The following is a 22,522-nucleotide window of genomic DNA, read 5'->3' on the forward strand; positions in this document are numbered from 1 at the left end:
CATCCCCCTCACGCGACGCCTGCGATGACGCGGGCCACCAGATCCGGATCGAACGGGCGCAGGTCGTCCAGCTGCTCGCCCACCCCGATGGCGTGGATCGGCAGGCCGTATTGCTCCGCCGCCGCCACCAGCACGCCGCCGCGGGCCGTGCCGTCCAGCTTGGTCATGATGAGGCCGGTCACGCCCGCCACCTCCTTGAAGATCTCGATCTGGGAGAGCGCGTTCTGGCCGTTCGTCGCGTCGAGCACCAGCACCACGTCGTGCGGCGCTTCCGGGTTGAGGCGGCCGAGCACCTTCCTGATCTTGGCGAGTTCGTCCATCAGCTCCCGCTTGTTCTGGAGCCGACCGGCGGTATCGACCACCAGCGCGTCGATGCCCGTGTCGGTCGCGGTCTTCACCGCGTCGAACACCACGCTCGCGGGATCGCCGCGTTCCGGGCCGGTGACGATCGGCGCGCCGATCCGGTCCGCCCATACCTTGAGCTGCCCGATGGCGGCGGCGCGGAAGGTGTCTCCGGCGGCGAGCATCACGCCGTAGTCGTCTTCCTGCAGCCAGTGGCCGAGCTTGGCGATGGTGGTGGTCTTGCCGCTGCCGTTGACGCCGATCACCAGGATGACCTGCGGGCGGGGAAAGGCGGTGACCTCCAGCGGAACGGCGACGGGGCGCAGGATCGCGGCAATCTCCTCGGCCACGGCCTCTTTCAGTTCGCGCTCCGTGATCGACAGGCCGAAGCGCTTTTCGGCGAGCCTGTCGCGAATGCGCGCGGCGGCGGCGGGGCCGAGATCGGAAACGATCAGCGCATCCTCCACCTCGTCCAAGGTGGCATCGTCGAGCTTCGCCGTGCCGACCACGCCGGCCAGATTGTCGGACAGGCGATCGGACGTCTTGCGGAAGCCGCCCAGCAGCCGGTCGGACCAGGTGCTCTCGGTCATGTCAGGAGTCCTTGGGTGATGGCGGTTGGCGTCATGGCGAAAATGGTGCCGGGTTCGGTGCCGGCAGGCAAGGCTACGCGGGCGAAGTTTTCCGCATGGCCGGTGCCGTCGCGCTCCGCCAGCACGTGTTGCGGCGTGCCGATCAGGCCGGCAAGCCAGGCGGCACGCACCTCGTTCGTCGCCGCGCGCAGTTCGGCGGCGCGGGCCTTGATCGTGGTGCGATCGGTCTGCGGCATCCGCGCGGCGGGGGTGCCGGGGCGCGGCGAGTAGGGGAAGATGTGCCCGTGCACGATGGCGAGATCGCGGATGATGGCGAGGTTGTCGGCGTGGTGGCCGGCGGTTTCCGTCGGGAAGCCGGCGATGAGGTCCGCTCCTACCGCCAAGTCCGGGCGTTCGGCCTTGAGCCGGGCGACGAGGTCGATCGCATCGGCGCGGCGGTGGCGTCGCTTCATACGTTTCAGGATCAGGTCGGCGCCATGCTGCATCGACAGGTGGAGGTGCGGCATCATGCGGGGATGATGGGCCAGCAGGTCGAACAGCGCATCGTCGATCTCGGCCCCGTCGACGGAGGAGAGCCGAAGGCGCGCCAGCCGCGGAAAGGCCTCGAGGATCGCGCGCGCCAGATCACCCAGCGCGGGCGCCCCCGGCAGGTCCGCGCCCCAGCTGGTGACATCGACACCCGTGAGCACGATTTCGGGCGCGCCCTGATCCAGGTGCCGCTCCACCTCGCGCAGCACGTCCCCCACCGGCAGCGAGCGGCTGGCCCCGCGCCCCTGCGGGATGACGCAGAAGGTGCAGGCGTGGTCGCACCCGTTCTGCACCGCGACGAAGGCGCGGGTGCGTTCCCCGGGGGGCGGGCCGGGGGCGGGCGCGACGTTCCAGCTGCGCGCATCGAGCTTGGCGGCGTTGGGCACCAGCCCGTCCACCTCGGGCATGGCGGCGAGCTGTTCGCGCTCGATATCGGCGGCACATCCCGTCACCAGCAGGCGCGCCCCAGGCCGGTCGCGCCGGGCGCGGCGGATCGCCTGCCGCGTGGCGCGCACCGCTTCCGCGGTGACGGCGCAGCTGTTGACGACGATGGTGTCCGGCTCGCCGGCCAGCAGGGCGCGGATACGCTCGCTCTCCGCGATGTTGAGCCGGCACCCGAGCGTGACGACCGCGCCGCCGCTCATGCGTAATCCCCCCAGTCGAAGGAGCCGCGAAAGGCCTCCGCCGCGGGGCCGGTCATGGTGATGCGCGCGTCATCGGCCCACGCGATCCGCAACGGTCCGCCGGGGAGGTGGACGGTAACGTCGCGCTCCGTGCGCCCGGTGCGCATGGCGGCGACCGCCGTGGCGCAGGCCCCGGTGCCGCAGGCGCGCGTCAGGCCCGCGCCGCGTTCCCACACGCGCAGGCGGATGGTCGCGCGGTCCTCCACCGTGGCAACGTTGACGTTGATGCGCTCCGGGAACAGTTCGTCCGTCTCGATCAGCGGACCGAGCGTATCGAGGCGCACCGCGTCGCTATCATCGACGAAGAAGACGATATGCGGATTGCCGACATTGACGGCGACCGGCTGCTCCAGTCCCTCCCACCCCACGGGCATGGCGGCGGTATCCATCGCGTAGGCGAGCGGGATCGCCTGCCAGTCGAAGCGCGGCGCGCCCATGTCGACGGCGATGCCGGCGTCGTCCGGGCGCGTGGCGATGGTGCCGCCCTTCGTTGCGATGGTGGCAGGTTGTCCCAGCAGCAGGCCGACCGCGCGCGCTGCATTGCCGCACGATTCGACCTCTCCCCCGTCCTGGTTGAAGATCCGCATCCGGCAGGTCGCCGCCTCGTCTTCCTCGAGCACGATGAGCTGATCGCAGCCGATGCCCGCCCGCCGGTCGGCCAGCGCCCGCACGGTTCCACCGGCGAGGTCGGGCAGCGCCCGCTCGCGCGCGTCGAGCACGACGAAATCGTTGCCCAGACCGTGCATCTTGATGAAGGGAACGCGCATGGTGCGCCACCTAGGCGCGGGCGGCGCGCACCGCAATGGCGGGCAGGGGTCAGCCGGCCCTCAGCGCCGTCACGCGGGGGCGGGCGCCATCGCCGTCGCCGTCGCGGCCTTGCTCTGCGAGCAGACCCCGCTTCGCCAGCCTCTGCCGCGTCGCGTGCGCGTCCTCCGGCTTGCCGTAGAGATAGCCCTGGCCCTTCATGCCGCCCAGACCCTTCAGCACCTTCAGGACTTCGGCGTTCTCGACCCCTTCGGCAGTAACCGGCAGCGACAATCCCTTGCCGAGCGAAACGATCGCCCGCACCAGTTCCATGCCCGCCCCCCGGTCGGACAGTTCGGTGACGAAGCTGCGGTCGATCTTGAGTCGGTCGAAGGGCAGGGTTCGCAGCTGGGCGAGGCTGGAATAGCCGGTGCCGAAATCGTCGAGGCTGATGCGGATGCCTTGGTTCTTCAGGCTGGTGACGATGGTGCGCACAGCGCCGATATTCTCGTGCAGGCAGGTTTCGGTGATTTCGATCTCGAGCCGATGCGCGGGAAATCCGCTTTCCACCAGCAAATGCAGCAGCTTCTGCGCGAACCACGGATCGCGCAGTTGCAGCGGCGAGATGTTGACCGACAGCGACAGGTCCGGATGCCAGCCCTGCGCATCGCGCAGCGCCTGGCGGATCAGCTGTTCCGACATGGTCCCGATAAGGTCGATCTCTTCCGCGATGGGGATGAATATCGCCGGGCTGACGAGGCTGTAACGCGGGCTCTTCCACCGCGCCAGCATCTCGAAGCCGACCAGCCCGCCCGTTTCGAGGTCGATCTGCTGTTCGTAGAAGGGGACGAATTCGCCATTGGCGATGCCGGCGCGAATGCCGCGCTCCAGCTCGTTGCGGAAGCGCAGTTCGTCCTCCATCTGCGGTTCGAACCAGTAATAGCGGTTCCGCCCGCGCTTCTTGGCGTGATACATGGCGATATCGGCGCGGTGAAGCAGCGTGTCGGCATCGCCCGGCGCGTCGGGATCGACGCCGGCCGCGCGCTCGTTCCACCCGCTCGTGCCGCCGCCGTGGGCGATTCCCACCGACACGGTGGCATCGACTTCGATGCCGTCGGCCTCGACCGGCGCGGAAACCGCCTCGATCAGATGCGTGACGAAGGCGTCCAGCCCCTCCCGTTCGGGCAGGAGAAAAGGCACGGCGAGCGCGAACTCGTCGCCGCCGATCCGCGCGACGATTCCGTCTGCGGGGATCAGCGCGCCGATCCGCTGGGCGAAGGCGACCAGCACGCGGTCGCCCGTCTTGTGACCGTTGAGGTCGTTGATCTGCTTGAAATTGTCGAGGTCGATCATCAGGACGGCAACGTCACGCCCGGTGGCGCGCGCCTCTGCCGCCAGCCGGTCTATCGCGGCGGGACCGCTGCGGCGGTTGAGGCAATCGGTCAGCGGATCGCGTTCGGCCAGCTCGCGGGCCAGCACCTCGGCCGCCCGCCGTTCGGCCACCTCGCGGTTGAGGTCGCGATAGCGGCGCCAACCGAAGATCAGCAGCGCGATGTTGAGCAGAACCGCATTGGTCAGAACCATGTCGGGCGCGGCGCCGGTCCCCATCCACGAGCGGACGATCTGGGGCATGACGGTCCCCCCCGTTCCCACGAACAGGATAATGGCGGCTACCGCGATGCCGAGCGCCGCCACGTCGCCTTCGGGCCGGCCCAACCAGCCGAATACCCGTCTGCGTTCGATTTCCTCGCCGTTTCGCAAAGGCGTATGTCCCCCGGTCCAGACCAGCAGCTATCGGGGAACATGATAACTTTTCCGTTAATTGCCCCGCGCGTCCGACCCCGGTAGGGACCGCCCCATCTGGCAATGCAAAAGCATGGGAGATCAGGTTTGGCCGGCTACTGGCTCATCAAGTCCGAACCACACAAATATTCCTGGGACGACCTGGTGGCGGACGGGGAAACCATCTGGGACGGGGTCCGCAATCACCGCGCATCGAACAACATGCGCGCGATGACGAAGGGTGACCAGCTGTTCTACTACCACTCGGTCAAGGGCAAGGAGATCGTCGGTATCGCTACGGTGAGCGAGGCCGGACTGACCGATCCGACCGACCCGGAAGGCAAATGGGCGACGGTGAAGGTGAAGCCTGTCGAGAAGCTCTCCCGGCCGGTTTCGCTGAAGGAGATCAAGGCGAGCGAGGCGCTCGGCGGTATCGAGCTGGTTCGCCTTTCCCGCCTGTCGGTTGCCGAGATAACGCCAGACGAATGGACGGAAATCCTCGCCATCTCGAAGCGGGCACCCGGAACATAGCGCCCCTCCCCCGCGTTAATTGGGCAAGAGGCGCGAAGGACCGTGCCGCAAGCAGACCAAGGAGAACCATCATGGGTGAATTCACCGAAAAGGTTAAGGGCAACGCCAACGAAGCCGTCGGCAACGTGAAGCAGGAATCGGGCAATCCCGAAACCCGCGCCGAGGGCCGCCGTCAGGAAAAGAAGGGCGAAGCCCAGCAGCTGAAGGGCGAGGTCGAGGGCGAACTCGGCAACGACATCTGATCCCTGCGACCAGACACGATGAAAAGGGCCATCCGTGCGGGTGGCCCTTTTCTCATGCGCGGGCGGTCAGTCCGATCCAGCCCGTTCGCGCAGGCCGCTGACGGTCAGGCCGCCGGGAGCCAGCTGCTCGATATCGGTGATGCAGTGGATCAGTCGGATGCCCTTGCGCTCCGTCGCCTCTTGCAGCGCCGCGTCGAATTCGGCGTTGGTCGCGACCCGCTCGCCCCAGCCGCCATAGCTTCTGGCCATCATGGCGAAGTCGGGATTGGCGAGGTGCGTCGCCGCCTCGCGCCCGGGAAATTCGCGTTCCTGGTGCATGCGGATCGTGCCGTAGGTGGAATTGTCGAACAGGATTACCAGCAGATCCAGCCCGTATTGCGCCGCGGTCGCCAGTTCCTGCCCGTTCATCAGGAAATCGCCGTCGCCCGCGGCCGCGACCACGAAGCGATCGGGATGGCGCAGCCGCGCCGCGACCGCCGCCGGAACGCCGTAGCCCATCGCCCCCGCCGTCGGCGCGAGCTGTCCGGGCCAGCCTTCGTAACGCCAGTAGCGGTGCCACCATCCGGCAAAATTGCCAGCGCCGTTGCAGATGATCGAATCGGCAGGGAGCAGCCGCCGGACGCTCGCCATGGCGCGGGTGAGGTCGAGGTCGTAATGCGCGTCCTCGTGCGGGGTGGACCATTCCTCCCATTCGCGATGCGCCTCGCCCCCCGCATCGAAGGGCAGGGCGTCCTCGTCGTCCCACAGCGCCGCACTTTCCGAAAATTCGGCCATGTCCGCACAGATCGCCAGATCGGCGCGATAGACTCGGCCGAGTTCTTCCGGATCCGGGTGAACGTGAATCAGCCGCTGATCGGGGTGATCGGGCGTGACGAGCGCGTACCCGTCGGTGGTCGCTTCACCCATCCGGGCGCCGACCACCAGCAGCAGATCGGCCTGCCGTACCCGTTCCGCCAGTTTCGGATTGGGTCCGTAACCCAGATTGCCGGCATAGACGGGCGATGACGCGGGCAGCGTGTCCTGCCGGCGAAAGGGAAAGGCGACGGGCAGGCCCAGCCGGTTTGCGAACTCGGCGAAATAGTGCCGGCTGCGCGCGTTCCAGCCGGCGCCGCCGACGATGGCGACCGGCGCGGCGGCGTCGGCCAGCATCCGCATCATCGTCGCCATCGCATCGGGGCAGGGGGCCTGCGCGGGGCGGGTGACGCATGGGCGCACGGGCGCGGCGATGCCTGTTTCGTGCAGCATGTCCTCGGGCAGGGCAAGAACCACCGGGCCGGGGCGTCCGGATATCGCGGTCGACCAGGCGCGGGCCACGTATTCGGGGATCCGCTCCGCATCGTCGATCCGTGCCGCCCACTTGCAGATCGGCCCGAAGAAGGCGGGAAAGTCGATCTCCTGAAACCCCTCCCGGTCGCGCATGGAGCGGGCAACGTCGCCCACGAACAGCACCATCGGCTGCGAATCCTGCATCGCGACGTGGACGCCGATACTGGCATTGGTCGCCCCCGGCCCGCGGGTGACGAAGGCCACGCCCGGCCGCCCCGTCATCGTCCCGTCGGCGCACGCCATGTAGGCGACGCCGCCCTCCTGCCGGCAGGTGATCGTCTCGATCGCCTCGTGCCGTGCGAGCGAATCGAGGGCGGGGAGGAAGCTTTCCCCCGGTACGGTGAACACCCGGTCGCAGCCCTGTTCGGCAAGGCAGGCGACGAGCAGGTCGGCAGCGGTCATGGTCATGTCTAGGGGGTTAGCCCTAGCGCCGGTCCGCGGCAACATATCCCCGGATCGTTTCGCCCGCCCTGGCAACCGTCCCAGCCGTGGACAGGCGGGAAAGGCCGGGGCACAAAAGGTTACCGAAACGTTAATAGCTGCATCATGAGACGCGCATTAGTCCTGACCGATGAATCGGCTCGCCACCCCTTCCGGGCCTCGCTGCCCCCTCACGTGCTTGCCCGCGCGAACGAGGTCGAGCCGACGGTGCCCTGGCGCCTGAAGCTGGGCCTGACGCGGCGGGAGATCGAAACGGTCGCGGCGACCTACGCCGCCGGCTTCCTCGCCACGCTCACCTTCTTCGCCTGATCCGTCACCCCCGCCCGCCGGGGATGGGCAGCGGGTCGGGCTGATCGGAGGCCAGTTCCGCCAGGTGGAGCCGGCGGCCGAGCCATGCCGAAACCAGGCACATCGCAGCGCTCAGCAGGAGCTGTTCGGCCAGCGGCACGCCCAGCCCGCTCAAGCCCATCGCCAGCAGCGCGCCGACCACCATCGCGCCGGAGTTTACGATGTTGTTCGCTGCCACCGCGCGGCTCGCCTTGTTGGTCGCCACCTTGGTGGTGAGGAACGCATAGAGCGGCACCACGAACATGCCGCCGAACACCGCGATCAGCAGCAGGCTGGCGAGCACCGCCCAGGCGAGCGGATGGGAAAGGAAGGTGCCGATACCCATCAGGCTTTCGTCCACCACCGTGCGGTTCCATTCCCGGCAGATGACGTAGAACACCGCCACCATCGCCCCCATCGCCAGCACCGATGCCGGGGAATAGCGGGCCGAAACGCGCCCCTTCAGCAGCATGTTGACCGCCACCGATCCGATGGCGACCCCGATGGAGAAGAACACCAGGAACAGGCTCGCGACCGCCGGATCGGCGAACAGCACGTTCTTGGCGAGCGGCGGGAACTGGATGAACAGCACGCTGCCGATGGTCCAGAAGAAGCTAATGGCGAGGATGGCGTAGAACACCTCCCGATTGCGCGAAACGTCGCGCACCATGGTCCACGACGAGGTGAAGGGGTTGAAATCGACCCGCTCCGGCTCGCCCATCGGCGGGGCTGGGGGAACCCGCCGGCTGACCATGTAGCCGATCAGCGCGAAGCCGATCACGCCCAGCGCGGCGACCTCCACCATTTCCGCCAGGAAGCCTGCCAGGATGGTGCCGGCCATGATGGCGAGATAGGTGCCCGCCTCCACCAGGCCGGTGCCGGCCAGCACCTCGTCCTTTTTCAGATGCTGCGGCAGGATCGCATACTTGATCGGACCGAAAAAGGTGGAGTGGACGCCCATCGCGAACAACGCCAGCATCAGCAGCGGGATCGCCAGCCAGTCCACCGCGGTATCCTGCCAGGCCAGCACCAGCCCCGCCGCGCCGATCGTCATGATGCCGATTTCCGCCGCCTTCACGATGCGGATGATGCGCGCCTTGTCGCGCAGGTCCGCCAGCTGGCCGGCGATTGCGGACAGCAGGAAGAACGGCACGATGAACACGGCCGACGCGATGCCGGAGAACAGCGTTTCGGTGTCGGGGGAACTGTACACCTTGTAAACGACGAACAGCACCATCGTCGTCTTGTAGACATTGTCGTTGAAGGCGTTGAGCAGCTGCGTGGCGAAGAGCGGAACGAAGCGGCGCTGGCGCAGCAGGTGCATGGATGTGAACATCGTTGCGCGGCGCTGCCTTCGCGAATTGCCTCAACCCGGTCCGTCCGGCCCTAGAAGATGAAAAGCGGCCACGCCACGCTTTTTCCCGCGATCATAAACCGCTAGGGGTGCGCCGGCATGTGGACCTTGCCCAACATCCTTACCCTCAGCCGCATCCTGACGCTGCCGCTGCTCGCCTTCCTGCTGTGGTGGCCCGGCTGGGCGCTGGGCTATTACCTCGCCTTCGGACTGTACTGCCTGATGGGCATTACCGATTATTTCGACGGGATGCTGGCGCGTTCGAGCGGGGCGGTGTCGAAGCTGGGCATCTTCCTCGATCCCATCGCCGACAAGATCATGGTGGCGACCGTGATCCTGGTGCTGGCGGCGCAGGGCATGCTGCGCGGGCCCTATGTGGGCGATCTGCACGTCATCGCCGGGCTGGTCATCCTGATGCGCGAGATCGCCGTTTCGGGATTGCGCGAATTTCTCGGCGGGCTCCAGGTGAGCATGCCGGTATCCAAGCTCGCCAAATGGAAGACGACCTTCCAGCTCGTCGCCCTTGGCGCGCTGATCCTGGGCGGGGCGGTTCATGGGGCGCCCTGCACCTCGCTGGATATGTATTGCGGTACGCTGGAGGACCAGTGGATCCGCGTGGTCGGACTGTTCAGCCTGTGGGCGGCGGCGATCCTGACCGTCATCACCGGCTGGGATTACCTGCGCGTCGGCCTGAAGCACATGGACTAGCCGGAACGGCGGCGTTCCCGCCCCGTTCGGGAGCCATGAAACACGCTCTTCTGGCTCTCCCGTTCACCGTCACCCTTGCCGCCTGCGGCGGTTCCAAGGGCGCCCCGCCGGATGCCGCAACGACGGGGGAAGCGGCGCCGACACCCGGCCCGTCCATGACGGCGCACGGTGTCTCGCCCGCCCCCGGCGCGCCCGCGCCCGCGCTGGCGCATGAGGCGATCGGAGATTACGGCATCAGCAAAGGGGTCTATAGCAGCGACCGGTGCCCGCCCGCGCTCGCCAGTCTCAAGACCTTCGACGGCACCGGTTTCAACTCGCGCAATTCGGTGGATTGCCGCTTCACCCATACCTCGCGCGAGGGGGATACCTATCGCGGATCACAGACCTGCACCGACACCTATTCGAACGACGAGCGCACCGACGATCTTGCCCTGACGGTGCGCAGCAGGACGCGCTTCACCCTGACCGACGAATACGGCACGCAGACCTACGACCTGTGCCCGGACGAAAGGCTGGCGGACTGGCAGCCGTCCGCCGGCTGACCGCGTTCAGGAGTCGGCTTCCGCCGCGCTCTCGCCTTGCGCTTTGCCGCTTTGCAGCGCTTCGTCGAAAGCGATAACGGCGCGCGTGACCTTCTGCATCATCGCCATGCGCTCTATGGTCGGGCGCCGGGTCCAGCCGATCAGCACGGCGACGGCGTAGGTGCGTCCCCCGGGCGAGATGACCAGACCGACATCGTTGTAGCCCGACTGGCGACCTTCGAAGAACTGGCCGGTGCCCGTCTTGTGCGCGACCACCCAGTCGCCTTCGCGCCCGCCTCGCAGGCGGCGCGGACCGCTATGCGTGCGCTTCAGCGTCTCGATCATCAGCCGCGTCGAGCGCTCCGACAGCAATTCGCCGCGGGCGAGGCGCGACAGGGCATGAACCATGCCGAGCGGCGTCGCCCCGTCGATGGGATCGTCCAGATAGGCTTCGAACGCCGCGCGCCGCTTCGCCTCGGGCACCTTGTCGCGCGCATCGAAGAACGCATTGGCGATCGAGTAACGCGGCTTCCAATCGACGCCCGCGATCATGCTCTGCTTGGTGATCTCGTCGGTGCCGAACCGCACCCCCGTGATATCGTGCCGCGCCATCATGGTGCTGACGGCCGCCGGCCCGCCGACCGCCTCGAGAATGGCGTTGTTGGCGGTGTTGTCGCTATGCGTGAGGGCCTGTTCCATCAGCTCCCGCGGCGTCGTGCGGACCGATCCGCGAAGCAGGATTTCGGCCCGGATCGGCTGGTGAAAGAGCGTCAGATCCTTTCGCGTGAGCACGATCGTCCGGTCGAGATCCAGCTCGCCGCGATCCGCCTGGTCCAGCGCGGTCAGCGAGACCCAGAACTTGCTCACGCTCTGCTGGGGCAGCATCCGTTCGCCGTTATAGGCGGTGGTCCAGCCGGCATCGACATCCTCGACCGCGATACCGAGCAGGCCGCCGAAATCCTCGCCCAGCGAATCGATCGTCTGCGCAAGGTCCGCGCGCGCGTCCTCGACATAGGGGGCGGGCGGGGGCGGCGGCGGCGGCGGTTCGGGCGCGGCAGCGGGCGAAGAGGCAGGCGTGGGCGCCGCGCCGTTCAGCGTGACGCCATAGGGCTGGCGCGGTTCGTCCGCCGTGCCGCACCCCGCAAGGGCGAGGGCAACAAGGGCGGGAAGGGTGCGGGAAATTCGGAACATCGTCACATCAATCCTAACGGGCGGACCCGCCTATCTTTCCGAAAAGGCTGGATGAAACCGGCGTTTCGCCTATCCGGCGCGCAGTTCTTCGGCAAGCAGGCGAAATTCGTCCGAACGCGGCGAATTGGGCCGCCAGACAAGGGCGATCTCGCGGCTGGTGTGATCGCCCTCCAGCGGCTTGGCGACGATATCGGTATTGGCGAGAATGCCCGCATCGATCGCCATGCGCGGCAACATGGTGAGCCCGAGGCCGTTGTCCACCATCTGCACCAGCGTATGCAGGCTGGTCCCGATCATGGTCGCGCTGGCGCGCAGTTCGGGCCGGTTGCAGGCGGCCAGCGCATGCTCCTTCAGGCAATGCCCGTCCTCCAGCAGCAGCAGCCGTCCCTCGTCGATCATGGCGGGCGGGATTTCCGACGGCGGATCGGCAGGCTCGTCCTTGGGGAAGGCGACGTAAAGCTCGTCGGTGGCGATGCTTTCCTTCTCCACCTCTCCGGTGGCGAAGGGCAGCGCCAGCAGCACGCAGTCCGCCCGCCCGTGATGTAGCGATTCGATGGCGTTGTCGCTCGTCTCCTCGCGCAGGAAAAGCCTGAGCTGCGGGCGTTCGCGTCGCAGCCGCGGCAGGATGCGGGGCAGCATGAACGGCGCGATGGTGGGAATCACGCTCATGCGCAATTCGCCCGAAAGCGGCTTGCCCGCCGCCTGCACCAGTTCGCTCATCTCCTCCGCCTCGCGCAGCAACCGGTGCGCCTTGTCGACCACCGCATTGCCGAGCGGGGTGAAGCGGACCACGCGCCGGCTGCGCTCGACCAGCGTTACCCCGAGCAGCGATTCGAGTTCGCGGATGCCCGCCGACAGCGTCGACTGCGATACGAAGCTCGCTTCTGCCGCGCGGCCGAAATGCCCGTGTTCGTGGAGTGCGACGAGGTATTGCAGCTGCTTGATGGTGGGCAGGTAGGTCGACATTATCGCGCGATCCCGGCGGGGGCGGACGTCACGACGGCTTCTCCTCATCGTCGATATGGGTCATCTTCAGCCGTCCCTTCTCGACCGCGAAGGCAAGCTTGCCCTCGACCAGATCGAGCGCATCCTTGCCGAACACCTCGTAGCGCCAGCCTTCCAGCACGGGGAGCTTGCGCATGCCCGCGGCCAGCGCCTCCATCTCGTCCGACCGGGTGAGCAGGCGGCTGGCCACGTCGATCTCCCGGCTGCGGATCTTGAGCAGCAGCTTCAGCAGGTCGGCGACAAGCGCGCCCTCCTTGCCGAGCGGTGCGCCGCGCTTCGTCTTGGCCGGCATCTCGTCGCCCGGCAGCGGCTCGGCCTTGGCGATCACCTTCATCAGCCGGCGGCCGATGTCGTTGTCCTTCCAGGCGTTCGACAGTCCGCGCACCTTGGCGAGGTCCGCCTGCTTCTTCGGCGGATGGCTGGCGAGGTCGGCCAGCGTCTCGTCGCGAATGATGCGGCCGCGCGGAATGTCCTTGTCCTGCGCCTCCCTCTCGCGCCAGGCGGCGAGCGCCTTCAACCGGCCCAGCACCTGCGGATTGCGGCCGGGCGCGCGGATACGCCGCCATGCCACGTCGAGATCGTTGGCGTAGTTCGCGGGATCAGCCAGCTTTTCCATCTCCGCGTTCAGCCAGTGGCCTCGATCGGTCTCGACCAGCCGGTCGAGAATCCGGGGGAAGATCTTCGCCAGGTAGGTGACGTCGCCGATGGCGTATTCGATCTGCCGGTCGGTCAGCGGGCGACGGCTCCAGTCGGTGAAGCGCGCGCCCTTGTCGACGGTGGTGCCGAGCCAGCTTTCGACGAGATTGGCATAGCCGATCTGTTCGGACTGGCTGATCGCCATCATCGCGATCTGCGTGTCGAAGATGGGATGCGGCGTCTTGCCCGTCAGGTTGTAGACGATTTCCACGTCCTGCCCGCCCGCGTGGAAGATCTTGAGCACGTCCTCGTTCTCGCACAGCAGGTCGAGCAGCGGGGTCAGGTCCATGCCGTCCGCCAGCGGATCGATCGCGGCGGCCTCTTCCCCGTTGCCAACCTGCACCAGGCACAGCAGCGGGTAATAGGTGTTCTCGCGCATGAATTCGGTATCGACGCAGACGAAGTCGTGCCGCGCCAGCCGGCCGCACAATTCGGCCAGGGTGTCGGTATCGGTGATGAGGGGATGAATCTTCATATGTCTTTCCGTCTGGCCGGTTCACCGGCTCCTCGGGCGCGGGCGACCCTTGCCATCCTTGACAAAAGCCGGCGCATACCCTGTTAGCGCGCGCTTGTAGCCAGAGGCCGCGCGCCGCGCGATCAGCGCGCCCCTAGCCCCTTAGACCGGATTTTGGAAAGAGTTCCACCATGCATGCCTATCGTACCCACAATTGCGCCGCGCTGAGCAAGGCCGATGTCGGCCAGAGCGTCCGCCTGTCGGGCTGGATTCACCGCAAGCGCGATCACGGCGGCGTGCTGTTCGTGGACCTGCGCGATCACTATGGCATCACGCAGGTGGTCGCGGACGAGGACAGCCCGGCGCTCGCCACGCTGGAATCGCTGCGCGTCGAAAGCGTCGTCACGATCGACGGCGAGGTGAAGGCGCGGTCCCCGGAAACGGTGAACGCCGGCCTGCCGACCGGCGAGATCGAGGTGTTCGCCCGCGCGGTGACGGTTCAGAGCCGCGCCGACGAATTGCCGCTGCCGGTGGCAGGCGAGCAGGAATACCCGGAGGACATCCGCCTCAAATACCGCTTCGTCGACCTGCGACGCGACCGGGTGCATGCCAACATCATGCTGCGCAACCAGGTGATCCAGAGCCTGCGCCGCCGCATGACGGAACAGGGCTTCAGCGAATTCCAGACGCCGATCCTGGGCGCCTCCAGCCCGGAAGGCGCGCGCGACTACCTGGTGCCCAGCCGCCTGCATCCGGGCCGGTTCTACGCGCTGCCGCAGGCACCCCAGATGTTCAAGCAGCTGCTGATGGTGGCGGGCTTCGACCGCTACTTCCAGATCGCGCCGTGCTTCCGCGACGAAGACCTGCGCGCCGACCGCAGCCCGGAGTTCTACCAGCTCGATTTCGAGATGAGCTTCGTCACGCAGGATGACGTCTTCGACGCCATAGAGCCGGTGCTCGCCGGGGTGTTCGAGGAATTCGGACGCGGCAAGAGCGTGACGCCGGCCGGCGAATTCCCGCGCATCCCCTATGCCGAGGCGATGCTGAAATACGGCAGCGACAAGCCGGATCTCAGGAACCCGATCGAGATCACCGACGTCTCGGCCCATTTCGAGAAGAGCGGCTTCGGCATCTTCGAGAAGATCGTGGGCGGCGGCGGCGTGGTGCGCGCCATCCCCGCGCCGGGCACCAACGAGAAGAGCCGCAAGTTCTTCGACGAGATGAACGACTGGGCGCGGCGTGAGGGCTATTCGGGCCTCGGCTACGTCACCCGCAAGCAGGGCGAGTTCGGCGGCCCGATCGCCAAGAACCACGGGCCGGTCGAAATGGCGAAGCTCTACGACGAGCTGGGGCTGGGGGAGAATGACGGACTGTTCTTCGCCGCGGGCAAGGAAAAGGAGGCCGCCAGGCTGGCCGGCGCCGCGCGGGCCCGCGTGGGCGAGCAGCTCGGCCTCATCGAGGCCGACTGCTTCCGCTTCTGCTGGATCGTCGACTTCCCGATGTTCGAGTACGACGAAGAGCAGAAGAAGATCGACTTCAGCCACAACCCCTTCTCCATGCCGCAGGGCGAGATGGAGGCGCTGAAGAACAGCGATCCGCTGGAGATCAAGGCGTGGCAGTACGACATCGTGTGCAACGGCTACGAACTGTCGTCGGGAGCCATCCGTAACCACCGGCCCGACATCATGTACAAGGCGTTCGAAATCGCCGGCTACAGCAGGGAGGAGGTCGATGCGAACTTCTCCGGCATGATCGAGGCGTTCAAGCTCGGCGCACCGCCCCACGGCGGCAGCGCGCCGGGGATCGACCGTATCGTGATGCTGCTGGCGGACGAGCCGAACATCCGCGAGGTGATCGCCTTCCCGATGAATCAGCGCGCGCAGGATCTGATGATGGGGGCCCCCAGCGTCGTCAGCCCGCGTCAATTGCGCGAACTCAATATCCGGCTGGTTGAGCAGGCGAAGGAAACCGCGGCCAGCGCCAACGACGCGGAAAAGACCGACACCGGCCTCGCCGGCAACTGACGGAAGGGGCGGGGGGCGGATCGCGCCCCCGGCCCTTCCGGACCCCGGTTCTCAGGGCATAGGCAACTCGGCGATCAGCCGGTCCGGCGTCATCGGGAAGTCGCGCACGCGCACGCCGCAGGCGTGGTAGATCGCGTTGCAGATCGCCCCGGCGCCGCCGCAGATGCCAAGCTCTCCGACGCCCTTGGCCTGGATGGGGCTGGCGGCCGGGTCGCGTTCCTCGACGAACATCACCTCGAGATCGGGAATGTCGAGGTTCACGGGCACGTGGTATTCGGCAAGGTCCGGGTTCACCAGATGCCCGTCGCGCCGGTCGAACACGAGCGATTCGGTCAATGCGCTGCCGATGCCCCAGACCATGCCGCCATAGCACTGGGAGCGGGCCGTCATCTCGTTCAGGACGCGGCCAATGCCGAACGCGCCGGTCATGCGGCGCACGCGGGTTTCGCCCGTCCAGGCGTTGACGGCCACTTCGCAGAAGAACGATCCGAAGGTGGCCAGCGCGTATTCCTTCTGCGTCTTGCCCGGCTCGATTGCGCCTTCGCGCTCGATCGCCGCGTCGCCCACGATGTCGGTCAGCGCACGGCGTTCGTTGCCGACCGTGGCGAAACCGTCCTTCAACGTCAGATCGCCCTCGTCGCAGCCCATCCGGTCGCACAGTTCCGCGCGCACGGCGAGGCACGCCTGATAGACCGCGGAGCCGGTCGATGCGGCTCCCCAGCTACCGCCCGAGCCGGACCCGCGGGGGAAGGCGCTGTCTCCCAGTCGCACGACCACATCCGCGGGGTCGAGCCCCAGCATCTCCCCGGCCACCTGGCCGAGAATGGTATAGGTGCCGGTGCCGATATCGGTCATGTCGGTGGCGACTTCGGCGGTGCCGTCCGCATTCAGTGTCACGCGCGCCCGGGCCTTGGACAGATTGTGGATTCGCGCAGCGGTCGCCATGCCGGTGCCGATCCACCATTCGCCCTCGCGCCGCTGGCACGGCTTGCGGTCGGACCCGTCCCAGCCGAACGCCTCCGCGCCCGCCTTCAGGCATTCGGCCAGCTTGCGGCTCGAAAAGGGCAAGTCCTTGCTCGGATGTTTTTCCGGAATGTTGCGCAGCCGCAGTTCGAGCGGGTCCATGCCGATCTCGTTGGCAAGCTCGTCCATCGCGGCCTCGAGCGCCTGCATCCCGACCGCCTCGCCCGGGGCGCGGACGGATCCGGCGGTCATCTGGTGAATGCGCGCGGTCTCCATCGCCAGCACCCGGTTCTCGCCGGCATAGAGGAACTTGCTGGCCTGAAGGACCGGCTCGAAGAAGTCCTCTTCGGGCAGGTTCGTCACCTTCGCCTCGTGCCCGAACCCGGACAGCCTGCCGTCCTTGTCGGCCGCCAGGCGGATGCGCTGCGTCGTTTCCGACCGGCGCATCACGCACTGGAAAACCTGCTGGCGGCTAAGGACGACGCGAACCGGGCGGCCCAGCTTCATCGCGGCGATGGACGCCGCGGCGACATCGGGCGAGATGCCCAGCTTCGATCCGAACCCGCCGCCGACGTAGCGGCTGATGATGTGGACCTTGTCCTCCGCTAGTCCTAGCGTATCGGCGAGCTCGGGGACGTTGTAGTTGAGCATCTGCAGCGATGCGTGGACGGTCAGCGTGTCGCCATCCCACTGCGCGATGGCGGCGTGCGGCTCCATCGGCGCGCTGTTGTGGCCGGGCGTGGTATAGGTGACATCGACGCTGTGCGCCGCCTCGGCCATGGCGTGATCGAGGTCGCCCTGCCGCACCGCTCCGCTCTTTTCCGACCATTCGAGGCCTTGTGCATCGGGATCGACGGGGGCGCCATCCTCGGCGTTGTACTCGACCTTCAAGGCCTTGGCGGCATCGCGCGCCTGTTCGAACGTCTCGGCCACGACCACCGCGATCGGTTGTCCCCAGTAGGCGACCTTCTCGATATGCTGGACCGGCGCTTCTCCCGCCGTGCCCTGCGCCGGGCGGGCGATCATGCGTTCATCGGAATAGACACCGACCACGCCCGGCATGGCGCAGGCCGCATCCACGTCCAGTGCGGTGACGGTGCCCCTGGTAATGGCGGCGGTGACGAGCACGCCCTCGGCGCAATTCTCGATGCCGTATTCGGCGGCGTAGGGCGCCGTGCCGCTGGTCTTGCCCGGTCCGTCGGGGCGGGGCAGCGCCTTGCCGATGACGCCCTGCGCCATGGTGTCGAGCCGGTCGTCGGTATCGGGTTTGTCGAAGGTAAGGGTATTCATGCGTTCTCTCCCGTCGCTTCGCGCAGGGTCGCGATCAGCGTGCGCCGCGCCAGCGGGATCTTGAAATCGTTGTCGCCGTAGCCGCGCGCGTTTTCGAGCAGCAGGTCGGCGGCCTTGTCGAAGAGCTCGTCCGAAGGCTCCGCATCGCTCAGCAATTCGTCGATGCGCGGATCGTGCCACGGCTTGTGCGCCAGCCCGCCGAAGGCCAGCGAGGCGCCGGCGATGCGGCAGCCATCCATCGTGACGAGCGCCGCGACCGAGACGAGCGCGAAGGCGTAGGACGAGCGTTCGCGCACCTTGCGATAGACCTGCCGACCGCCCGCGGGCGGGGGGAGGGTGACACCGGTAATGACCTCCCCGGCTTCGAGCACGTTGTCGCGCCACGGTTCGTCGCCCGGCAAGCGGTGAAACTCGCGCACCGGTATGGACCGGTTCGAGCCGTCGGCCCGCAACGTCTCCACCCTGGCGTCGAGCGCGGACATGGCGACGGCCATGTCGCCCGGATAGGTGGCGATGCAGGTCTCGCTCGCCCCGAGCACGGCATGCAGCTTGTTGTAGCCGTTCAGCGCCCCGCAGCCCGAACCGGGTTCGCGCTTGTTGCACGGCTGGTCGATGTTGTAGAAATAATAGCACCGCGTGCGCTGGCACAGATTGCCGCCCGTGGTCGCCTTGTTGCGAAGCTGCTGCGTCGCTCCGGCAAGGATCGCGCGGGCGAGCAGCGGGTAGTCGCTGCGGATGCGGGCATCGGCGGCGCAGGCCGAGTTGGTGACGAGCGCGCCGATCCGCAGGCCGCCATCGTCCGTCGCCTCGATATCGTTCATCGGCAGGCGGTTGACGTCGCACAGGGTGGAAGGCGTTTCCACCTGCAGCTTCATCAGGTCGAGCAGGTTGGTGCCGCCCGCGATGACCGTCGTGTCGTCCGCGCTGGTCAGGTCGGTGACATGCTCGAGCCGGTCGGCGCGCTGGTAGTCGAACGGCTTCATGCCGCTTCTCCCGCGACTTCGCGAATGGCGGCGAGGATGTTGGCATAGGCGCCACAGCGACACAGGTTGCCGCTCATGCGCTCGCGTATCTCGTCGTCGCTCAGCGTATTTCCCGGATTTTCCATGTCCTCGCTCACGAAGCTGGGCCACCCGGCCTTCGCTTCCTCGATCAGCGCGGTGGCGGAACAGATCTGGCCCGGCGTGCAGTAGCCACACTGATAGGCGTCGTGCTTCACGAAGGCGGCCTGAAGGTCGGACAGGCTGGCCGGATCGCCCAGGCCTTCCACCGTCGTGATGGCATCGCCGCCGTCATCGGTATCGTGCATCGCCGCCAGCGTCAGACACGAATTGATCCGCTGCCCGTTCACCAGCACCGTGCAGGCCCCGCACTGGCCGTGGTCGCACCCCTTCTTGGTGCCCGTAAGGCCGCAATCGGTCCGCAGGAAATCGAGCAGCGAGGTGCGCGGATCGCCGTCGAAGCTGTAGCTGTTGCCGTTAACTGTAATGGTCATGGGGCCTCCTTACCTGCGCCAACGCCCGTAGCGCCGATGGGGTCCGACATTTGCGAATGTCCGCAAGTCCCGCCCGCCGCGCGGATCGCCGGATGGCCCTTGCGCTGGCCGGCGGGCTTGATTAGGGCCGGGGCAACTTGAAACCCTGCATGAGTGAGAGGGATTACATGAGCGATATCGCCGCACGCGTGAAGAAGATCGTGGTCGAGCATCTCGGCGTCGAGGAAGACAAGGTCACGCCCGATGCCAGCTTCATCGACGACCTGGGTGCCGACAGCCTCGATATCGTCGAGCTGGTCATGGCCTTCGAGGAAGAGTTCGGCGTGGAAATCCCCGACGACGCGGCCGAGAAGATCAACACGGTGGGCGACGCCAACAAGTACATCGAAGAGCACACCAGCTAAGACAACCACCTGGCCTCGTTCGCGAAAGGTCTTCCCCGACGCGGACGGGGTTGGAAGGCTCGGCCCCGCAAGGCTGGGCCTTTTGTAATTGCGGAGAGATAGTATGCGGCGTGTCGTCGTGACCGGACTGGGCCTCGTTACGCCGCTGGGTGCGGACGTGGAGACCGCCTGGGGCAACATCAAGGCCGGCAGGAGCGGGGCGGGGCCGATCACCCGTTTCGATGCGTCCGACCAGAAGTGCCGGATCGCCTGCGAGGTGAAGCCGGCCGATCACGAATACGGCTTCGACGCCGACAGGCGCGTCGATCACAAGGTCCAGCGCCAGGTCGATCCGTTCATCGTCTACGGCATCGACGCCGCCGGACAGGCGATCGAGGACGCGGGGCTGGAAGACATGCCGGAGGATCTGCGCCTGCGCGCGGGCTGTTCCATCGGCTCGGGCATCGGCGGCCTGCCGGGGATCGAGAAGGAATCGCTCGTCCTGGCAGAGAAGGGTCCGGGCCGCGTCTCCCCGCATTTCGTCCACGGACGGCTCATCAACCTCGTGTCCGGGCAGGTCAGCATCAAATACGGCCTCATGGGCCCCAACCACGCGGTCGTCACGGCCTGCTCGACCGGGGCGCACTCGATCGGCGATGCCGCGCGCATGATCCGCGAGGACGATGCCGACATCATGCTGGCGGGCGGTGCGGAGGCGACGATCTGCCCCATCGGCATTGCCGGCTTCGCCCAGGCGCGCGCCCTTTCCACCGCCTTCAACGACGAGCCGACGAGGGCCAGCCGGCCCTATGACGAGGCGCGCGACGGTTTCGTGATGGGCGAGGGCGCGGGCGTCGTCGTGCTGGAGGAATACGAACACGCGAAACGGCGCGGCGCCACGATCTACGCCGAAGTCCTGGGATACGGTCTGTCGGGCGACGCCTATCACGTCACCGCTCCGCATCCCGAGGGGTCGGGCGCCTATCGCTCGATGGCGATGGCGCTGCGCAAGGCGGGCCTCGAGCCATCGGACATCGATTACATCAATGCCCACGGCACCAGCACGCCACTGGGAGACGAGCTGGAACTGGGCGCGGTCCGCCGCCTGTTCGGCGATGCCATCGACGGCGTTTCGATGAGCAGCACCAAGTCCGCCATCGGCCACCTGCTCGGCGGCGCGGGCGCGGTGGAGAGCATCTTCTGCATCCTGGCGATGCGCGACCAGGTCGCGCCGCCGACGCTCAACCTCGACAATCCCTCGCCCAGTTGCGAGGGCGTGGACCTCGTGCCGCACGAGGCGAAGGAGCGCAGGATCCGCGCGATCCTGAACAACAGCTTCGGCTTCGGCGGCACCAACGCCTCGCTGGTGATGAAGCGGAACGAGGACTGACATGACGCGCACGTTCGGCCTGCTGGCGGCCGTCGGTGTGCTGATCGTCGCGGTTCTCGCGGGCTGGTTCCTGGCGGGCTGGTACGGCAGCGCCGAGATCGAGGAAGACACCGCTTTCATCGTCCCCTCCGGCGCGACGCTGACCTCCACCGCCAACAAGCTTGCGCAAGTGGGCGTCATCGGCGACGCCGACGGCTTTCTCCTTCGTGCCAAGCTTCTGGGCAGCGGCGATCCGGTGAAGGCCGGCGAGTTCATGCTGGCCGCCAACGACAGCCCCGCCGGCATCCTCGACACGCTCCAGCACGGCGAGGTCATCCGCCGCTTCGTGACCGTGCCCGAGGGAATGCCAAGCGTGATGGTGCACGATATCCTGATGGCCGAGCCGCTGCTGACCGGCGCGATACCGGTGCCCGAGGAAGGCAGCGTCCTGCCCGACACCTACGATTTCGAGCGCGGCGAATCGCGGGCCGCCGTGCTTGCCCGGATGCAGGTGGCGATGGACCGGGCCGTGGCCGAGCTGTGGCCCAGGCGCAGTCCGGACACGGTGGCGAAAACGCCGCAGGAAGCGGTGACGCTCGCCTCGATCGTGGAAAAGGAAACGGGCGTCCCGCGCGAGAGGCGCATGGTCGCCGGCCTCTATTCCAACCGCATCCGGCAGGGCATCAGGCTCCAGGCCGATCCCACGATCATCTACCCGATCACCAAGGGGCGCCCGCTCGGCCGTCGCATCCGCCAGTCCGAAATCGCCGCCATCAACGATTACAACACCTATTCGATGGCTGGACTGCCCAAGGGGCCGATTACCAATCCCGGCCGTGCCAGCATAGAGGCGGTGCTCCATCCGGCCGATACCGACGCCATCTACATGGTCGCGGACGGCACGGGCGGTCACGAGTTCAACGATACGCTCGCCGGCCACAACGCGGCGGTGGAGCGCTGGTTCGCCCTGCGCCGCGAACGCGGGGAGATGTGACCGGCGCCGGCGGTCCAGCGCCGCTCATCGTCACCGCGCTGCTGCCCGACGATCTCCAGGCCCGTGCCAACGCGCTACGACAGGCGCACTTTCCGCCCGAACGCAACTATCTCGCGGCCCATGTCACCCTGTTCCACGCCCTTCCGCCGAGTGCGGAGGGGGAGGTGCGCGAATGCCTGGCGCGCATGGTGCGCGACCATTCGCCCGTCCCCGCGCGGCTGCTCGGCGTCATGAAGCTGGGGAAGGGCACCGCGCTCAGGATCGAGAGCGAGGGCATGATCGCGCTGTGGCGCGAGCTGGCCGATCGCTTCCACGGCCTGCTGACCCCGCAGGACGAACACCGGCCCCGGCTGCACGTCACCGTGCAGAACAAGGTCAGTCTGGAAGACGCCAAGGCGCTCCAGGCGCAGCTTGCACCGCAGATCGTGCCGCGCGATTTCGCCTTTGCCGGGCTTGGGCTTCACGCCTATCGCGGCGGTCCGTGGGAACACCTCAAGAGCTTCCGCTTCCGCGGTTGACGGTGCGTCGTTTTGCCGGTT

22 protein-coding genes are annotated in these 22,522 nt (G+C 67.3%); 10 read left to right on the forward strand and 12 right to left on the reverse strand.

What is annotated here, in order from left to right:
• Positions 1 to 8: 8 nt before the first annotated feature.
• The 4 genes from ftsY to EG799_RS13330 are packed head-to-tail and all read right to left on the reverse strand — an operon-like array spanning position 9 to position 4,648.
• Positions 9 to 932, reverse strand: a complete 924-nt coding sequence (ftsY, locus tag EG799_RS13315; protein WP_123882194.1) for a signal recognition particle-docking protein FtsY — start codon at positions 930 to 932, stop codon at positions 9 to 11.
• The gene (locus EG799_RS13320; RefSeq protein WP_123882196.1) at positions 929 to 2,104 is read right to left on the reverse strand and encodes a MiaB/RimO family radical SAM methylthiotransferase; all 1,176 of its coding nucleotides are present in this window, start codon (positions 2,102 to 2,104) and stop codon (positions 929 to 931) included. Before EG799_RS13320 ends, ftsY begins: the two co-directional genes overlap by 4 nt.
• Positions 2,101 to 2,910 carry a diaminopimelate epimerase gene (gene dapF, locus EG799_RS13325; protein WP_123882198.1) on the reverse strand — a complete coding sequence of 270 codons (810 nt, stop codon included), beginning with the start codon at positions 2,908 to 2,910 and terminating at the stop codon, positions 2,101 to 2,103. Before dapF ends, EG799_RS13320 begins: the two co-directional genes overlap by 4 nt.
• 49 nt (positions 2,911 to 2,959) lie before the next feature.
• Complete coding sequence (locus tag EG799_RS13330; protein WP_234029164.1) at positions 2,960 to 4,648, reverse strand: putative bifunctional diguanylate cyclase/phosphodiesterase; 1,689 nt, start codon at positions 4,646 to 4,648, stop codon at positions 2,960 to 2,962.
• Positions 4,649 to 4,777: 129 nt separating this feature from the next.
• On the opposite strand from EG799_RS13330, the gene EG799_RS13335 reads away from it, so the two are divergent.
• Together EG799_RS13335 and EG799_RS13340 are read left to right on the forward strand one after the other, a co-directional pair.
• On the forward strand, positions 4,778 to 5,200 hold the full coding sequence (locus EG799_RS13335) for an EVE domain-containing protein (protein WP_325051118.1): 423 nt from the start codon (positions 4,778 to 4,780) through the stop codon (positions 5,198 to 5,200).
• Positions 5,201 to 5,271: 71 nt separating this feature from the next.
• Complete coding sequence (locus EG799_RS13340) at positions 5,272 to 5,442, forward strand: CsbD family protein (protein WP_123882203.1); 171 nt, start codon at positions 5,272 to 5,274, stop codon at positions 5,440 to 5,442.
• Between the two features lie 66 nt (positions 5,443 to 5,508).
• On the opposite strand, the gene EG799_RS13345 is transcribed toward EG799_RS13340, so the two are convergent.
• On the reverse strand, positions 5,509 to 7,176 hold the full coding sequence (locus EG799_RS13345) for a thiamine pyrophosphate-binding protein (RefSeq protein ID WP_123882206.1): 1,668 nt from the start codon (positions 7,174 to 7,176) through the stop codon (positions 5,509 to 5,511).
• Positions 7,177 to 7,314: 138 nt separating this feature from the next.
• Between EG799_RS13345 and EG799_RS13350 the strand changes: the two genes are divergently transcribed.
• Positions 7,315 to 7,518, forward strand: coding sequence for a hypothetical protein (locus tag EG799_RS13350; protein ID WP_123882209.1), 204 nt, complete (start codon positions 7,315 to 7,317; stop codon positions 7,516 to 7,518).
• A 4-nt stretch (positions 7,519 to 7,522) separates the two neighbouring features.
• On the opposite strand, the gene EG799_RS13355 is transcribed toward EG799_RS13350, so the two are convergent.
• Positions 7,523 to 8,872, reverse strand: coding sequence for an MFS transporter (locus tag EG799_RS13355; protein WP_123882213.1), 1,350 nt, complete (start codon positions 8,870 to 8,872; stop codon positions 7,523 to 7,525).
• A 117-nt stretch (positions 8,873 to 8,989) separates the two neighbouring features.
• Between EG799_RS13355 and pgsA the strand changes: the two genes are divergently transcribed.
• Positions 8,990 to 9,598: a CDP-diacylglycerol--glycerol-3-phosphate 3-phosphatidyltransferase gene (gene pgsA, locus EG799_RS13360; protein WP_123882216.1), complete on the forward strand. Its 609-nt coding sequence runs from the start codon at positions 8,990 to 8,992 to the stop codon at positions 9,596 to 9,598.
• 35 nt (positions 9,599 to 9,633) lie between these two features.
• Entirely contained in the window at positions 9,634 to 10,140 is a 507-nt protein-coding gene (locus tag EG799_RS13365; protein ID WP_123882219.1) for a hypothetical protein, read from the forward strand.
• Between the two features lie 6 nt (positions 10,141 to 10,146).
• Here EG799_RS13365 and EG799_RS13370 read toward each other — a convergent pair whose 3' ends face one another.
• The 3 genes from EG799_RS13370 to rnd form a co-directional block, all read right to left on the reverse strand.
• Positions 10,147 to 11,310, reverse strand: coding sequence for a serine hydrolase (locus tag EG799_RS13370; protein WP_123882222.1), 1,164 nt, complete (start codon positions 11,308 to 11,310; stop codon positions 10,147 to 10,149).
• A gap of 69 nt (positions 11,311 to 11,379) precedes the next feature.
• Positions 11,380 to 12,276, reverse strand: coding sequence for a hydrogen peroxide-inducible genes activator (locus EG799_RS13375; RefSeq protein ID WP_123882225.1), 897 nt, complete (start codon positions 12,274 to 12,276; stop codon positions 11,380 to 11,382).
• Between the two features lie 28 nt (positions 12,277 to 12,304).
• On the reverse strand, positions 12,305 to 13,486 hold the full coding sequence (gene rnd, locus EG799_RS13380) for a ribonuclease D (protein WP_123882228.1): 1,182 nt from the start codon (positions 13,484 to 13,486) through the stop codon (positions 12,305 to 12,307).
• Between the two features lie 170 nt (positions 13,487 to 13,656).
• Between rnd and aspS the strand changes: the two genes are divergently transcribed.
• Positions 13,657 to 15,489 (forward strand): aspartate--tRNA ligase, encoded by a 1,833-nt coding sequence (gene aspS / locus EG799_RS13385; RefSeq protein ID WP_123882231.1) that lies wholly within the window; start codon positions 13,657 to 13,659, stop codon positions 15,487 to 15,489.
• A 51-nt stretch (positions 15,490 to 15,540) separates the two neighbouring features.
• Here aspS and EG799_RS13390 read toward each other — a convergent pair whose 3' ends face one another.
• From EG799_RS13390 to EG799_RS13400, 3 genes are read right to left on the reverse strand one after another with little or no spacing between them, the layout of a single operon-like run.
• On the reverse strand, positions 15,541 to 17,742 hold the full coding sequence (locus tag EG799_RS13390) for a xanthine dehydrogenase family protein molybdopterin-binding subunit (protein ID WP_123882234.1): 2,202 nt from the start codon (positions 17,740 to 17,742) through the stop codon (positions 15,541 to 15,543).
• Positions 17,739 to 18,725: an FAD binding domain-containing protein gene (locus EG799_RS13395; protein ID WP_123882238.1), complete on the reverse strand. Its 987-nt coding sequence runs from the start codon at positions 18,723 to 18,725 to the stop codon at positions 17,739 to 17,741. Before EG799_RS13395 ends, EG799_RS13390 begins: the two co-directional genes overlap by 4 nt.
• Positions 18,722 to 19,237, reverse strand: a complete 516-nt coding sequence (locus EG799_RS13400; protein WP_123882241.1) for a 2Fe-2S iron-sulfur cluster-binding protein — start codon at positions 19,235 to 19,237, stop codon at positions 18,722 to 18,724. The genes EG799_RS13395 and EG799_RS13400 overlap by 4 nt, the downstream gene beginning before the upstream one ends.
• Positions 19,238 to 19,404: 167 nt before the next feature.
• Here EG799_RS13400 and EG799_RS13405 point away from each other — a divergent pair, with 167 nt between their 5' ends.
• From EG799_RS13405 to EG799_RS13420, 4 genes are all read left to right on the forward strand, one after another.
• The gene (locus EG799_RS13405; RefSeq protein WP_119587519.1) at positions 19,405 to 19,641 is read left to right on the forward strand and encodes an acyl carrier protein; all 237 of its coding nucleotides are present in this window, start codon (positions 19,405 to 19,407) and stop codon (positions 19,639 to 19,641) included.
• Between the two features lie 103 nt (positions 19,642 to 19,744).
• Positions 19,745 to 21,010, forward strand: coding sequence for a beta-ketoacyl-ACP synthase II (fabF, locus tag EG799_RS13410; protein WP_123882244.1), 1,266 nt, complete (start codon positions 19,745 to 19,747; stop codon positions 21,008 to 21,010).
• A gap of 1 nt (position 21,011) precedes the next feature.
• The gene (gene mltG / locus EG799_RS13415) at positions 21,012 to 21,983 is read left to right on the forward strand and encodes an endolytic transglycosylase MltG (RefSeq protein WP_123882248.1); all 972 of its coding nucleotides are present in this window, start codon (positions 21,012 to 21,014) and stop codon (positions 21,981 to 21,983) included.
• Positions 21,980 to 22,501: a 2'-5' RNA ligase family protein gene (locus tag EG799_RS13420; RefSeq protein ID WP_181950901.1), complete on the forward strand. Its 522-nt coding sequence runs from the start codon at positions 21,980 to 21,982 to the stop codon at positions 22,499 to 22,501. Before mltG ends, EG799_RS13420 begins: the two co-directional genes overlap by 4 nt.
• The last annotated feature ends 21 nt before the right edge of the window (positions 22,502 to 22,522 follow it).

Origin of the sequence: Aurantiacibacter spongiae (genome assembly GCF_003815535.1) — a bacterium.
Lineage (GTDB): Bacteria > Pseudomonadota > Alphaproteobacteria > Sphingomonadales > Sphingomonadaceae > Alteraurantiacibacter > Alteraurantiacibacter spongiae.

Excerpts from the sequence above, each read along its gene's own strand:
- ftsY (WP_123882194.1), bottom strand. The coding sequence starts at position 932 with ATGACCGAGAGCACCTGGTCCGACCGGCTGCTGGGCGGCTTCCGCAAG.
- EG799_RS13320 (WP_123882196.1), bottom strand. The coding sequence starts at position 2,104 with ATGAGCGGCGGCGCGGTCGTCACGCTCGGGTGCCGGCTCAACATCGCG.
- dapF (WP_123882198.1), bottom strand. The coding sequence starts at position 2,910 with ATGCGCGTTCCCTTCATCAAGATGCACGGTCTGGGCAACGATTTCGTC.
- EG799_RS13340 (WP_123882203.1), top strand. The coding sequence starts at position 5,272 with ATGGGTGAATTCACCGAAAAGGTTAAGGGCAACGCCAACGAAGCCGTC.
- EG799_RS13345 (WP_123882206.1), bottom strand. The coding sequence starts at position 7,176 with ATGACCATGACCGCTGCCGACCTGCTCGTCGCCTGCCTTGCCGAACAG.
- EG799_RS13350 (WP_123882209.1), top strand. The coding sequence starts at position 7,315 with ATGAGACGCGCATTAGTCCTGACCGATGAATCGGCTCGCCACCCCTTC.
- EG799_RS13355 (WP_123882213.1), bottom strand. The coding sequence starts at position 8,872 with ATGTTCACATCCATGCACCTGCTGCGCCAGCGCCGCTTCGTTCCGCTC.
- pgsA (WP_123882216.1), top strand. The coding sequence starts at position 8,990 with ATGTGGACCTTGCCCAACATCCTTACCCTCAGCCGCATCCTGACGCTG.
- EG799_RS13365 (WP_123882219.1), top strand. The coding sequence starts at position 9,634 with ATGAAACACGCTCTTCTGGCTCTCCCGTTCACCGTCACCCTTGCCGCC.
- EG799_RS13370 (WP_123882222.1), bottom strand. The coding sequence starts at position 11,310 with ATGTTCCGAATTTCCCGCACCCTTCCCGCCCTTGTTGCCCTCGCCCTT.
- EG799_RS13375 (WP_123882225.1), bottom strand. The coding sequence starts at position 12,276 with ATGTCGACCTACCTGCCCACCATCAAGCAGCTGCAATACCTCGTCGCA.
- rnd (WP_123882228.1), bottom strand. The coding sequence starts at position 13,486 with ATGAAGATTCATCCCCTCATCACCGATACCGACACCCTGGCCGAATTG.
- aspS (WP_123882231.1), top strand. The coding sequence starts at position 13,657 with ATGCATGCCTATCGTACCCACAATTGCGCCGCGCTGAGCAAGGCCGAT.
- EG799_RS13390 (WP_123882234.1), bottom strand. The coding sequence starts at position 17,742 with ATGAATACCCTTACCTTCGACAAACCCGATACCGACGACCGGCTCGAC.
- EG799_RS13395 (WP_123882238.1), bottom strand. The coding sequence starts at position 18,725 with ATGAAGCCGTTCGACTACCAGCGCGCCGACCGGCTCGAGCATGTCACC.
- EG799_RS13400 (WP_123882241.1), bottom strand. The coding sequence starts at position 19,237 with ATGACCATTACAGTTAACGGCAACAGCTACAGCTTCGACGGCGATCCG.
- EG799_RS13405 (WP_119587519.1), top strand. The coding sequence starts at position 19,405 with ATGAGCGATATCGCCGCACGCGTGAAGAAGATCGTGGTCGAGCATCTC.
- fabF (WP_123882244.1), top strand. The coding sequence starts at position 19,745 with ATGCGGCGTGTCGTCGTGACCGGACTGGGCCTCGTTACGCCGCTGGGT.
- mltG (WP_123882248.1), top strand. The coding sequence starts at position 21,012 with ATGACGCGCACGTTCGGCCTGCTGGCGGCCGTCGGTGTGCTGATCGTC.